Here is a 12,517-nt window from a genome sequence, read left to right as displayed (position 1 = left end):
CGCTTTTTGCCTATTGTTACTAACAAAATTCCTATTTTGTTAGCAGCGTCGCCCGCCCTAGGCTGGCGCAGTTGTGTAAAACTGCTTGCCTAAAGCGGGCTCGCACAAGTGTTGACGCTTAGGCGCCATCGCTTGTGGCGCACTCCTGTGCGCTTTTTGCCTATTGTTACTAACAAAATTCCTATTTTGTTAGTAACGTCGCCCGCTCTAGGCTGGCGCAGTTGTGTGATACTGCTTGCCTAAAGCGGGCTCGCACAAGTGTTGACGCTTAGGTGCCATCACTTGTGGCGCACTCCTGTGCGCTTTTTGCCTATTGTTGCTTTGGGGTGGTTACTGACCAGAATCTAGCTTGGGGCAGTGATTCTTGTATTTGTGGTTTTCACGAGTAGGGACATCTAAGCTGAAGAGTGAGGTTATTTAGTTACGCATACTTTGTTATACCAATAGAAGTGTCATAAACTGCTAAGCCTAAGGATTAGGCAATAACGAGAATAATAATGGTAATACAGCAAGCTTCTACTTTTCGTCTCTCTCTTTTACTAACAGTATTAGCTTTGGCGGCATGTTCTGAAACTCAACCCTATATAACAGACTGTAACTCCGTCGGTGATCTTAAGGTGTTCTGTGGTTTTCAAAACCCTGAAGATCTGGAGCCTTTAGGGGATGGTCAAACCTTGGTGGTTAGTCAGATGGGGGTGGTGGGGGAGCATACGCCGGGCTCTTTGGCTTTTTTTGATGTGAAAGCAAAACATTTAAAAATCTTCCCTGATTTTACCGAGGCCGATTCGGAGCATTGGGGGCAGCCAGACTGTAAACCGCCGGGTGAGTTATTTTCACCCCATGGTATCCATCTAAGCAAAGTTGACGAAAACACTCAGCGCTTATTAGTGGTCAATCATGGCGGTCGAGAAGCTGTTGAATCTTTTCTAATTCGTCGTGCCAATGAAAGTTATCAGATTAGTTGGCAGGGTTGTGTGGAGATGCCGGACAACAGCTACATCAATGATGTAGTCGCGGGCCCTGACGGCAGTTTTTTTAGTACCCATATGTTTGCTCGCGAAGGTTTTTCTTTGGGGGTGATTAACTGGCCGCAGTTGCAAGGCTTGTTGGGTTTTAAAACCGGCTGGGTATGGCACTGGAAGCCGGACAATGGTGGCAGTTTTTCTAAGCTGAGTAATTTTCGCGGTGCTTATTTAAATGGCATTCAAACAGACCCTGAATATAAATACCTTTATGTTAGCGGTTGGTCTGATAATCAAGTTCATAAAGTGGATTGGCGCAGTGGTGAATTGTTGGCCAGTGTCGATACCTCGCATCCAGATAATATTCAGTGGTCGGGCGATGGTCGTTTATTAGTGGCTTCGCAAACGTTTGACTTGGCCGGCGCTCAGCAGTGTATGGAAACTCGTGTAGGTTCTTGCCCCGGGCCCTTTGAGATTATCGCCCTTGATCCAGAATCGATGCACAAACAAGTCTTATTGAGGCAAGCAGGCCCGCCAATGGGAGCAGGTACGGTTGCTCAGGTAATGGGAGATTTTATGTACATTGGTAGCTTTGCTGGCGACCGACTGTTGCGCACCCCGTGGCCGCCAGTAGCAGAATCCCAGCAGGGCAATTAGCGTTTAGTCTAATAGCTCTAAACCGCAGCTGCCCACATAATGTCCAGGTGAAGCTTAAATATGAGCGGGTGATGTATGAAGAATCAATGGGTGGCCTACCTGGCTGGCGCAATATTGCTGTTTGGTGCGGGTTTCTGGGCCTCTATTTTGCCCTTGGATTATAAGGGCGTGGTACTGCTAATGGGGGTACCTAGTCTATTTGCGGGCTATTATTTTGCGCGCTTCCCAATGCCTTATATATGGGGCGCGCTACTTGGTATTGCCTTGTATATGGGCTTGGAATATGTAATTTACGGGCCGATTTATAAGGTGTCTGGGCCGATATATGGTGCAGCTTATATTTTGGCGATCGCCTGTTGTTTAACGGGGGTGTGGATACACAATTGGAAGCTAAGCCGCTCTAGCCAAGGTTTGGCATAAGCGGCCTATGTTTTGCTCGGCAGGCCTTCTTTAATTAAAAGAGGGTGTCGATCTTACTGTACCTTTGCAAGCTGACGCTTTTGTTCTTGAAGATTATTAGCTTTTTTTGGGTAGTATTTGCTGCCATCTGCTTCGGCTAACTGTAGTTGGCGTTTCTTTTGTTTTTCCGCTTTTGCTGTCCAAACTTTCCACTCAGATTCCGTCATGCATTTGCGAGAAGGTTTCTGGTGAATAGAGCTGCTCGCTTTTTTGCAGATGGCTTCTTCACTTCCTTTTACTTCACCAGCAAAGCTTGTGGCACTCAAGCCTAGGGCTAAAATGGCAGTCGTCACTAAAGTCGCTTTTTTCATAGTAGATCCTTTCTATTTTTTTGCTTTGAAGATCGCTGCGAAGGGAGTGCTTATGATTAAAACATTCCCTTGTATTTAACGTCTCGATCGCCATTGGCTTCAGCCTGAAGCCTTCTTGCAATGGCAGGTTTTTATAAGCTCGATTTAAGGCTATGGGGAAATGTTTGATCTGTCAAACTTGAAAAGCCTTAATGGTTAACAGGGTGGAAATTATGGGCGCTTAAATCAACTGCTGGACTAAAAGTCGAAATCTGAGCAGAGCTTGCTACTTTTGGTTTGGTAAAAAATAAAAAGGCGAAGTAAATACTTCGCCTTTTTGGGGGGGGGAGCTAAGAGGTTCTTAGCTAATCAAGCGCAGTGTAAACGGATACTCAAAGTACTCGCCGCTACTGGCTTTAACGCCGCCGACAATGGACATCACAAACCAGAAGATGCCAACAATAAAGGCGGTGATTACGCCGATAAATATCACCATTAAGATGATGCTGACAAACATTGCGATGGCAATTGTGATTTGAAAGTTCAGCACTTCCTTACCATGGTAGTTTACGTATTCGGATTCATCACGCTTGATTAACCAAACAATCAAAGGGCCGATTACGCTGAAGAATGGAATGATAAAGCCACTCATGGTTGCTAGGTGGCAGAACATTGCCCAGTTACGTTCTTCTTGGCTTGGTGCAGCAGGCTCATAGCTTTGCTTTGGCGCTTCTTGCTGCTGTTCACTTTGGCCTTGGTTTTGGCTAGTTTGCTCATTAGAGCTCGCTTCGGCCTTTGTGTTCTCAGCACTGTCACTACTTGCAGTGCTCTCAGTGGTTTCAATAACCTCGCCCTGAACTTCTTTCTCTTCGGTCATGGTTTACTCCAAGTCTCTATAGTGTTGCATTTAGCCGATCTGGATTCGCTATCGGTTGTCCCTGTTTAGCTTACCTTTTTGGCTTCTTGCTGGTTTAGACGAGGAAAGTAGCAAGCGTTCCTCGCTTATTGTTATATACGGCTTCCAATGCTGTGAATTTATACCGTGTTTTGTGCCTCGCGGCTAGTCGCCAGCCCTTGTTAATACTGGGCTGGCGAGCATGAAGGGGCGCTGAACTTAAGTTTTGTAAAGGCTTTATTTAAGGCCTACTTTTTGTTCTTCATGGCCTGCTGTAGCAATGCGCCCATGGAGCCCATGCCGCCCCCTTGCTTCTGCTGGCCACTGCCTTTGCCACCACTAAAAGAGCGTTGCTGCTGGCTGCGATCTGGGCGGCCGTCACCCTTGCCACGACGTTGCTGTCCAGCTGGGCCAGATTCTTTCTCTCCTGGGGTGTCGTCAAGGCGCATCGATAGACCAATGCGTTTGCGGGGTACATCTACCTCCATCACCTTCACCTTTACGATATCGCCGGCTTTAACCACCTCGCGAGGGTCTTTAACAAAGGTGTTGGATAGCGCAGAGATATGCACCAAGCCATCCTGGTGCACGCCAACATCTACAAAGGCACCAAAGTTGGTGACGTTGGTGACGGTGCCTTCCAGAATCATGCCGGGTACTAAGTCTTTAATCTGTTCTACGCCATCTTGGAATTGAGCCGTTTTAAACTCAGGGCGAGGGTCGCGGCCGGGTTTATCCAATTCGCTGATAATATCGGTTACGGTGGGCAAGCCAAATGCTTCCGAGGTATAGTCGGCGGCTTTTAGCGCTCTTAAAAAGCCAGAATCGCCCATTAAGTTATGGATAGGGCGGTTGTTCTTCTCGGCAATCGCTTCGACCACTGAGTAGGACTCAGGGTGCACAGCGGAAGCGTCTAGAGGGTTGTCACCACCGGCCACCCGCAAGAAACCTGCGGCCTGTTCAAAGGTTTTGGCACCAAAGCGGCTAACTTTCTTCAGGTCTTCACGGCTCTTAAATGCACCGTTCTGGTCGCGAAAATCGACGATATTGTTAGCAATGCTACTGTTAAGGCCAGAAACTGCGGCTAAAAGCTTGGCGGAGGCAGTGTTCACTTCAACGCCGACGGCGTTTACACAGTCTTCTACTGCTGCATCTAGTGAGCGAGCCAATTGAGCTTGGGAAACATCATGCTGATACTGGCCCACACCAATGGATTTGGGTTCGATCTTAACCAGCTCGGCCAGCGGATCTTGCAGGCGACGAGCAATAGAGATGGCGCCACGTATGGTTACATCTAAATCTGGGAATTCTTTGGCAGCCACTTCCGATGCGGAATATACCGAGGCGCCAGCCTCATTAACCATGACTTTTTGTGCTTTGATGTCTTTGTGGGCTTTCAGTACATCACCAACAAACTTATCGGTCTCGCGGGAAGCTGTGCCGTTACCGATCGCAATCAGGCCAACATCGTGCTTTTTACAAAGCGCTACGATCACCGCTTCTGCTTCGCGGATCTTGTTCTGTGGTGGGGTTGGGAAAATGGCACCGTGATCAACAACTTTACCGGTGGCATCGACTACCGCTACTTTTACACCGGTACGCAGGCCAGGGTCCAAGCCAATTGTGGCTTTTTGGCCAGCAGGGGCAGCCAACAGCAGATCTTTAAGGTTGCTGGCGAATACTTTGATGGCTTCTTCTTCAGCGGCTTCACGAATTTCGCCTAGCAGGTCGGTTTCTAGGTGAGTAAGCAGCTTAACGCGCCAGGTCCAGCGTACAACTTCTGATAGCCATTTATCGGCCGCGCGGTCTTGGGGTTTTACTTCCCAGTGATCGGCAATCATGGCCTCACATGGGTGCGCCGCTAAGCGATCATCTGGGTCGCCAACGGTAATCGCCAGGCTTAAGATGCCTTCGTTGCGACCACGAAGCATGGCCAGTGCACGGTGTGAAGGTACGCTGCCTAATGGCTCATCATGCTCAAAGTAGTCGGCAAACTTGGCACCTTCAGACTCTTTGCCATCCATGATGCGGGCGCTAAGGTTAGCTTCATCTTTTAAGAATTGACGAAGCTTACCTAGTAGTTCGGCGTTTTCACTAAAGCGTTCCATTAAAATGTACTTGGCGCCATCGAGAGCTGCTTTGATATCAGTAATCTTTTGGCCTTCCTCGCTGTCACCATTAAGGTACTTTTGCGCTTCTTCTTCAGGGGCGAGCTTGGGGTTTTCCAGTAGGCTGTCAGCTAATGGCTCAAGACCAGCTTCTTTAGCGATTTGGCCTTTGGTGCGACGCTTAGGTTTGTAGGGTAAGTACAAGTCTTCTAGGCGATTCTTAGTGTCAGCGGCGTTGATCTCGGCTTCCAGCTCTGGGGTGAGCTTTTCTTGTTCATTAATGCTTTTGAGGATCGCCGCGCGTCGGTCTTCTAGCTCTCTTAAGTAGCGCAAGCGCTCTTCCAGGGTTCGCAACTGGCCATCATCTAGGCCACCAGTTACTTCTTTACGGTAACGGGAGATAAAGGGAACAGTGGCGCCTTCATCTAATAAATCTACAGCAGCCTCTACCTGGCGAGCGTTTACCGATAATTCCTCGGCAATACGGGCATTAATATTGATCATCGAATCTATGGTCTCTCTTATGTCTTCCTTCGCAATGCGACAGCGTTTGCTTATTTATCGCAGCCCCTTGGGGACCGCGCATTATGCGGCATTCTGGGGGTGGGCAACAGCCTTGTTTTTAACGCGGGAATATGGCTATTTGTCGCATTTGGCTTGGCATTTACTGTGAAGCGTTATGGCAGCTATGTGAAGAAGGGTAAAATCCCGCCGCTAACGTTGGGGTGGGGTTACACTTTAACGTTAGCCCTATACTCGGTGTGGTTTCCGAGTAAGAATGACAATATAGCGACAATATAAAGAGATGAGGACGACTTCTAGTGGCCGATACAGCTGTTCGCTCGCGCATGAGCAAATTCCTGCCCTTACTTATTTTGCTGATCGGAGGTGCCGTGGTGTTCGCTGTGGCAACCATGAAGCCCAAATCTAAGCCCCAGCCAAAAGAAGAGCCCAAGCCTACTGAGGTAAGCGTTGTTGCCGCCCAGCCTGGTGAGCATCGTCTAAGTGTCCATAGCCAAGGTACAGTGGCTCCGCGCCGTGAGATTAGCTTGGTCGCGGAGGTTTCAGGGCGCATTGTGAAAGTGAATCCTGCCTTTGTGGCGGGTGGTCAAATTTCTGCAGGTGAAACCTTAGTAGAAATTGATCCGCGCGATTATCGCTTTGCGGTCGTACAAGCTAAATCTCAAGTTGCAGAGGCCGAACAGCGCTTAGCTACTGAGCGTGGCCAAGCACGCCAAAAGAAACGAGAGTGGCGTAACCTTGGCAACGATGAAGCAAACGATCTATTTTTACGCAAACCGCAAATTGCCGCCGCCAAGGCTAGCCTTGATGCCGCCAAAGCCAATCTTGAAAAGGCTGAGCTGAATCTGCGTCGTACCAAAATTAGTGTGCCTTTTTCGGGCTTGGTGCGCAGCACAAGTGTGGACCTTGGTCAGTATGTTGGCCCGGGTACACAATTGGGTAAAGCTTTTGATACTTCGGTAGTTGAAGTTCGTTTGCCATTAACGGATGCGGAAGCAGGCCTGGTTGAATTGCCACTTGGCGTGGCCAGTGGTGAGCTTAGTGAGGGCGCCAAAGTAGAATTGTTCGGCACGGTCGCGGGTATTCCTCGTACTTGGCAGGCTCGCATAGCGCGTACCGATGCCAGTTTAGATACCCGTACCCGTTTGTATTATGCAGTAGCCGAAGTAGCAGCGCCTTATTCAGCCGAGCAAGAAGCACCATTAATGGTTGGCTTATTTGTGGAAGCTCAAATCGCCGGCAAGCTATTACAAAATGTTATCGAAATTCCTCGCAAGGCCTTATACAAACGTAACCTGATCTACACCGTTGATGACAAAGGTGAAGTGGTGAGTAAAACTATTAAAGTGCTCAAGGTCAGTAATGATAAAGCTTGGGTAACAGGTGAGGTGGAAGTTGGCGATAATATTATTGCTGCGAATCAGCAGTACTTGGTGCCGGGCAAAAAAGTAGAAATTAAGAATGCCGATAGCAGTGAGGTGGCCAAAGAAAAGCCCGCAGAGAATAACGCGGAGGCTGATAGCTAATGAACCGACTCGTGCAATGGTTTGTTGAGAACCCCATCGCTGCCAACTTGTTGATGGTGGCGATTATTATTGGTGGTATCTATAACTATAACCGCCTTGATCGTGAAGTTTTCCCTAATGCCTCACCAGAATCGCTCAGTGTTTCTGTGCCTTATCCTGGCGCTGGCCCTAAGGAAGTTGAAGAACAGATTGTAAAGCGTATCGAGCAGGCAATCTTCGACTTGGAGGGCATTAAAAAGATTGAATCCAGTGCGCGCAATGGTCGCGGCTCGGTCACAATTGAAGTGCAGAATGAATACGATACCCAGGTTTTATTAAATGATGTTAAAACCCGTGTTGATTCTATTACTACTTTCCCAGCCGATGTCGAGCGCCCAGAAGTTCGCGAGAATAAAAGAAAGATTGAAGTTCTAAGTATCGGTATTTATGGCGAAGTTGACGATACGGCCTTAAAAGCGACTGGCGAATGGCTACGTGATGAAATCTCTTTATTGCCAGCGGTTACCTTAGTTGACCTTGAGGCTGTGCGCCCAGAGCAGATGGCCATTGAAATATCTGAGCAGAAGCTACGCCGCTATGGGCTGCGTTTTGAAGATGTAGTGAATGCGGTAAGACGTTCTTCATTAAACTTAGGCGCGGGTTCGATTCGCTCGAAAAACGGTGATCTGCAAGTTCAAACCCGAGCGCAAGCTTATACAGTGGATGATTTTGAAAGCATTGTTATTCGCAGTAAAGAAGATGGCTCGGAGTTAACGATCGGTGAAGTAGCCGATGTTAAAGAAACTTTAGAAGAGTGGAATTTAATAGCACGCCTGAACGGTCGCAAGGCTGTTTACCTTGAAGTTTATGCAACCGATAACCCGAATGTTGTAAAAACAGCTACGGAAGTGCGCGAGTTTGTTGAAAATGTTCAGTCGCAGCTTCCGCCTGGTGTGCATGCGGTCGTTTGGCGTGATTGGTCGACTCTTTTTGAAGGCCGGCTCAACTTGCTGATGAACAACTCCCTGTCGGGCTTGGTTTTGGTATTCGTCGTATTGATGCTATTCCTGCGCCCTGCTTTAGCGGCTTGGGTTACTTTAGGAATCGCTGTAGCGTTTTTAGGTGCGCTTTGGTTCTTGCCAATGACGGGCGTGAGCCTGAATATGCTGTCCTTGTTTGCCTTCCTATTAGTGCTGGGTATCGTGGTGGACGATGCCATTATTGTGGGGGAGAGCGTCTACTCTAGGCAGCAGGCCGGTATGGTGGGAAATGCCTCGGCTGCTAGCGGCGCCAAAATGGTAAGTAAGCCGGTGATTTTGGCGGTGATATCTACGATTATTTTCTTTGCGCCGATGCTGTTTATTCCCGGTGCAATGGGCGAAATTTCTTTTGGTATTCCGGCCGTTGTTACCTTGTGCTTATTGTTCTCTTTGGTGGAATCACTGTTGATTTTGCCATCGCATTTGGCCCATATGAAGCCAGAGAAAGAAAGCCGCATTGGCTTTTTGCGCCGCTTTCAGGTTTGGCGTCAGGGTGTTGCCAAAGGTTTGGAGCATGTAGCTGATCGCTACTATAAAACCAGCCTGCAAAAAATGTTGCAGCATAACGGCGCCACTGTTGCGGTCTTTATTGTAGCTTTCTTTTTGTCAGTATCGGTATTTGTCGGTGGTTGGGTAGGCAAATCCTTTATGCCGGTAGTGGCCTCGGATTTTGTTCGCTTGCGTATGAAGATTCCAGAAGGCGCACCGTTTCGCACAATGGATTCCATTATTGAGCGTGTCGAGGGTGCGGTTCCAGAGCTTAAAAAAGATACCGAGTTATTTGGTGAAGCTGGTGGTGACGCGGTTATCAAGGATATGCAAACCTGGGGCTGGCGTAACAATATCGTGGTCTCGCTTTCCCTTGCAGATCACGGTGGTGATGTTTCAGCCGATGCGGTAGTAAAACGCTGGCGTGAATTGGTAGGGCCATTGCCCGAGCTTGAAGAAATTACCTTAGATGCGACCATTAATGACGTGGGCGCCGATATTAGCTTATTGCTAACAGCGCCCGGTGATGATGAAGAAGTTCTTAATGATGTTACTGCAAAACTGGAAGAAGCTTTGTTGTCTTATTCCGGTGTGTACGATGTGCGTAATAGCATTGAATCGGCTCGCAGCGATATTCAGCTAAGTTTAAAACCCTATGCCGAAACACTGGGGCTTAGCTTAAGTGATGTAGCACGCCAAGTACGACAAGGCTTCTATGGCGCTGAAGCGCAACGTATTCCTAAGGGTAATGAAGATGTTCGAGTTATGGTGCGTTACCCCAAAGAAGAGCGTAATAATGTCGACCATTTAAGCGATGTTCGCATTCGTACTAGCGATCAACGCGAGATTCCACTCGAGGCAGTGGCCTTTGTGGATTATGTGCCAGGCTATTCCCATATTAAACGTGAGGATCGCAAGCGCTCGGTTAAAGTTCGCGCCTATGTGAAAAAAGGTGTGGGTGTACCTGGCGAGATCGTACAGGCGATCTTGAAAGAACATTACCCAGAGTGGCGTCAGCAATATCCGGGCTTGCGCCTCGATCTTTCTGAAGGCATGAAGGAAGAGCAAGAATTTATGGTTTCAATTCTGCTTAATTTCTTTATCGCTTCGCTGATTGTATTGGCCATTATGGCGGTTGCTTTTAAATCTTATTGGCAACCTTTCTTGATTTTCACCGCCGTACCTTTTGGTTTCATGGGGGCTGTTGTTGGGCATATGATTTTAGGGCGCGAAATCAGCATGATGTCCTTCCTTGGTTTCTTTGCCTGCTCGGGTGTTGTGGTCAACGATAACTTAGTATTGCTGGATAGAATTAATCAGCTAAGGGCCCAAGGTGAAAGCGTTTATGATTCGGTGGTACAGGCTGGGCGAGATCGCTTCCGAGCGATTATTCTCACCTCTGTGACGACCTTTGTTGGTTTAGTACCGATTCTGTTTGAAACCAGCACCCAGGCACAGTTCTTAGTGCCAATGGTGATCTCTTTGGCCTTTGGTGTATTGCTGGCCACAACGGTTACGTTGATATTGGTGCCAAGTTTGTTTATGTTAGCTGAAAGGGCCAAGGCGCGCTTTAGAAGCGAAGAGTCGCCACTGCCCCGCGCTACTTAAGCCAGCGCTGGCCTCAAAAGAAGTTAAAAAAGACCCTCTGCTTGACAGGGGGTTTTATTTACAATAAAAATAGGTCGCATGACATATAAAAATAAAAAGCCTGAAACGGTAAAGCACAAAACACTGCCCTTATTGCTGTTTTTTCTGGGTAGCTTATGTGTTTATTTGTTGATGCCGTACTTGTCCCTATTGTTTTTCAAGCCAATGCTTGCGGGTGGCTATTGGGATCTACTCAATGGAGTTGGCTTTGTCGCCTTTGGGCTTTGTATTTATCTGTTTATTGAAAGGGCCAGGCCAAGAAGTTGGCCAAAAGTAAAAGGTGATTTATTTTATTGGTGGCATCGCTTGTTGGCCTTCGCGTTGCTGCTGCTCAGCAGTATCCATGGCTTTGGTTTTTTAATATTAGAGCCTGTTACTTGGGAATATCTAAGCTTGCGCTCGCCCTGGTATATGCTCTGTGCTTGGCTAGCGTGGTTGTTCTTTGTTTATTTATGTTTGGCATCTATACGCCCGCTAAAGCATCGTTTACATGGCGGCTTCTTATCGTTTCGTTTTAGTCATGCCTTATTGTCGATCTTGGCTTTAGTCGCTTGCTTGTATCATGTAGTGGCCGCAGGCTTTTATTTTGATCGCTACGCTTCCTGGGCACTCTTTTCTTTGCTGCTTGTATTGGTCGTTTCCTACTACGCCTTAAATCGATTGGGGCCTAAGTTTTCTTTCAGCAAAATTTTCTTTGTTGGTAATTCCCAAGCCTATAAGCAAGTGGGCGCACCGGTAAAACCTATTTTATTTATCGGCTTAGTACTGCTTTGTGTGTTGTTTAGCGGAGGCTTGTATGTGGCGGCAAATTAGTTGGGCGGCTGGTTTGCTGTTAATTTTTGCGGCTCTGGCGAGTGCTTTTTTATCTGCCAGAGAAGAGTCTTTACGTGAGGCGCCTCTGCTGGATGTTTACTTTGCCCACAAAGATCACAATAAAGTTGGTTGTGCCAATTGCCATCATAATTATGTAGATGGTACAGGTAGGCAATACGGCTGCTATCAATGCCACAAAGAAGACGAAGCCGTTAATCTGTTAGTCGAAGAGCAATTTCACGGTTTATGCCGTGATTGTCATCGGGATTTAAAACATGCGGGGAAAGAGTCAGGGCCGGTGCGTCAATGCGGGGCTTGTCATAAGCCCGATACTCAGCCCTGATGATTACGCCAATCAATTAAATATTAATCAAGCAGCTCACATAGGCCGTTAAAAATAAGCTCGTTATAGCTAACAACGCCAATAACTTCGCCTTTATCAACGACCGGCGCATTGGAGATACCAAAGCGGTCAAACATTCGGGCAACATAGCGAACGTCGAGATCGGCCTCTACAGGAATCACTGGCTTAGACATGATTTCATAAACATTTACACGCTCTGGTGCTTTGTCCTTGGCGAGTACTTTCTTTACGACATCGGATAGCAAAACAATGCCTAGGGCGTCATGTTCATCACGCTTTTGGACAATCAAAACATCACTTTGATTAGCGCGCATTAAGGCGATGGCTTCTTTCACTGTCGCTTTGCCATCGATCTCCAGGTGATTGCTGTGCATTACCTGGCGAGCGTTTATTACTTTCTTTTCCATTACAACAGCTCCTCCACTTCTGAGGTCAGTTTTTCCACTTGGTGGGCAACGCCAACGGCATCTTCCACATCGATTTGAAAGGCAATTCCAGTTCCTGGTGCTGAATCGAATTCACCTACACGGTTAATTTCTTCCAGAATATGTCGGCTTAGGTGCTCTTCGACTAAGAACAAAATGACATCGCGCTGGCTATTAATTGATAAGCCCAAAAAAGTTTTGCTCTGCTTTAAGCCTTCGCCACGAGCATTGTTAATAACCGTGGCTCCGGTGGCGCCCGCTTGGCGTGCAGCATCCATTACATCATCGGTTTTATCGTCTTCCACGAAGACAACAATCATTTTAAAGTGCATAGTGAGCTC

At 47.6% G+C, this 12,517-nt stretch carries 11 protein-coding genes; 6 read left to right on the top strand and 5 right to left on the bottom strand.

All coding sequences use genetic code 11. The features are described from left to right. Positions 1-497: 497 nt before the first annotated feature. Together Q1A41_RS18425 and Q1A41_RS18420 are read left to right on the top strand one after the other, a co-directional pair. Complete coding sequence (locus Q1A41_RS18425) at positions 498-1,619, top strand: hypothetical protein (RefSeq protein WP_299982082.1); 1,122 nt, start codon at positions 498-500, stop codon at positions 1,617-1,619. Positions 1,620-1,694: 75 nt separating this feature from the next. Continuing rightward, positions 1,695-2,039 carry a hypothetical protein gene (locus Q1A41_RS18420; protein ID WP_299770098.1) on the top strand — a complete coding sequence of 115 codons (345 nt, stop codon included), beginning with the start codon at positions 1,695-1,697 and terminating at the stop codon, positions 2,037-2,039. Between the two features lie 53 nt (positions 2,040-2,092). On the opposite strand, the gene Q1A41_RS18415 is transcribed toward Q1A41_RS18420, so the two are convergent. The 3 genes from Q1A41_RS18415 to Q1A41_RS18405 all read right to left on the bottom strand — a co-directional run bounded on the left by Q1A41_RS18415 (position 2,093) and on the right by Q1A41_RS18405 (position 5,875). Continuing rightward, entirely contained in the window at positions 2,093-2,389 is a 297-nt protein-coding gene (locus Q1A41_RS18415) for a hypothetical protein (RefSeq protein ID WP_299982049.1), read from the bottom strand. 340 nt (positions 2,390-2,729) lie between these two features. Next, positions 2,730-3,245, bottom strand: coding sequence for a DUF4870 domain-containing protein (locus tag Q1A41_RS18410; protein ID WP_299982046.1), 516 nt, complete (start codon positions 3,243-3,245; stop codon positions 2,730-2,732). 266 nt (positions 3,246-3,511) lie between these two features. Beyond that, positions 3,512-5,875 (bottom strand): Tex family protein, encoded by a 2,364-nt coding sequence (locus tag Q1A41_RS18405; RefSeq protein ID WP_299982043.1) that lies wholly within the window; start codon positions 5,873-5,875, stop codon positions 3,512-3,514. 317 nt (positions 5,876-6,192) lie between these two features. On the opposite strand from Q1A41_RS18405, the gene Q1A41_RS18400 reads away from it, so the two are divergent. From Q1A41_RS18400 to Q1A41_RS18385, 4 genes are all read left to right on the top strand, one after another. Beyond that, entirely contained in the window at positions 6,193-7,419 is a 1,227-nt protein-coding gene (locus Q1A41_RS18400) for an efflux RND transporter periplasmic adaptor subunit (RefSeq protein WP_299982040.1), read from the top strand. Beyond that, positions 7,419-10,535, top strand: coding sequence for an efflux RND transporter permease subunit (locus tag Q1A41_RS18395; RefSeq protein WP_299982037.1), 3,117 nt, complete (start codon positions 7,419-7,421; stop codon positions 10,533-10,535). The genes Q1A41_RS18400 and Q1A41_RS18395 overlap by 1 nt, the downstream gene beginning before the upstream one ends. A gap of 78 nt (positions 10,536-10,613) precedes the next feature. After that, positions 10,614-11,387, top strand: coding sequence for a ferric reductase-like transmembrane domain-containing protein (locus Q1A41_RS18390; protein WP_299982034.1), 774 nt, complete (start codon positions 10,614-10,616; stop codon positions 11,385-11,387). Further along, a complete protein-coding gene (locus tag Q1A41_RS18385) occupies positions 11,371-11,730 on the top strand; it encodes a cytochrome c3 family protein (protein WP_299982031.1) in 360 nt (119 codons plus the stop codon). Before Q1A41_RS18390 ends, Q1A41_RS18385 begins: the two co-directional genes overlap by 17 nt. 23 nt (positions 11,731-11,753) lie before the next feature. On the opposite strand, the gene Q1A41_RS18380 is transcribed toward Q1A41_RS18385, so the two are convergent. After that, positions 11,754-12,158 carry a CBS domain-containing protein gene (locus Q1A41_RS18380; RefSeq protein ID WP_299982028.1) on the bottom strand — a complete coding sequence of 135 codons (405 nt, stop codon included), beginning with the start codon at positions 12,156-12,158 and terminating at the stop codon, positions 11,754-11,756. Then, positions 12,158-12,508: a P-II family nitrogen regulator gene (locus tag Q1A41_RS18375; RefSeq protein ID WP_299982025.1), complete on the bottom strand. Its 351-nt coding sequence runs from the start codon at positions 12,506-12,508 to the stop codon at positions 12,158-12,160. The genes Q1A41_RS18380 and Q1A41_RS18375 overlap by 1 nt, the downstream gene beginning before the upstream one ends. Positions 12,509-12,517: the final 9 nt, after the last annotated feature.

The organism is uncultured Pseudoteredinibacter sp., assembly GCF_947502065.1.
Lineage (GTDB): Bacteria > Pseudomonadota > Gammaproteobacteria > Pseudomonadales > Cellvibrionaceae > Pseudoteredinibacter.
Note: the sequence above shows the minus strand (reverse complement) of the source record. Positions and strands in the feature narration are given on the sequence as shown.

Bases quoted from the DNA above. Each gene is read 5' to 3' on its own strand.
- Q1A41_RS18380 (WP_299982028.1), bottom strand. From the start codon at position 12,158: ATGGAAAAGAAAGTAATAAACGCTCGCCAGGTAATGCACAGCAATCAC.
- Q1A41_RS18425 (WP_299982082.1), top strand. From the start codon at position 498: ATGGTAATACAGCAAGCTTCTACTTTTCGTCTCTCTCTTTTACTAACA.
- Q1A41_RS18390 (WP_299982034.1), top strand. From the start codon at position 10,614: ATGACATATAAAAATAAAAAGCCTGAAACGGTAAAGCACAAAACACTG.
- Q1A41_RS18375 (WP_299982025.1), bottom strand. From the start codon at position 12,508: ATGCACTTTAAAATGATTGTTGTCTTCGTGGAAGACGATAAAACCGAT.
- Q1A41_RS18405 (WP_299982043.1), bottom strand. From the start codon at position 5,875: ATGATCAATATTAATGCCCGTATTGCCGAGGAATTATCGGTAAACGCT.
- Q1A41_RS18415 (WP_299982049.1), bottom strand. From the start codon at position 2,389: ATGAAAAAAGCGACTTTAGTGACGACTGCCATTTTAGCCCTAGGCTTG.
- Q1A41_RS18385 (WP_299982031.1), top strand. From the start codon at position 11,371: ATGTGGCGGCAAATTAGTTGGGCGGCTGGTTTGCTGTTAATTTTTGCG.
- Q1A41_RS18420 (WP_299770098.1), top strand. From the start codon at position 1,695: ATGAAGAATCAATGGGTGGCCTACCTGGCTGGCGCAATATTGCTGTTT.
- Q1A41_RS18410 (WP_299982046.1), bottom strand. From the start codon at position 3,245: ATGACCGAAGAGAAAGAAGTTCAGGGCGAGGTTATTGAAACCACTGAG.
- Q1A41_RS18395 (WP_299982037.1), top strand. From the start codon at position 7,419: ATGAACCGACTCGTGCAATGGTTTGTTGAGAACCCCATCGCTGCCAAC.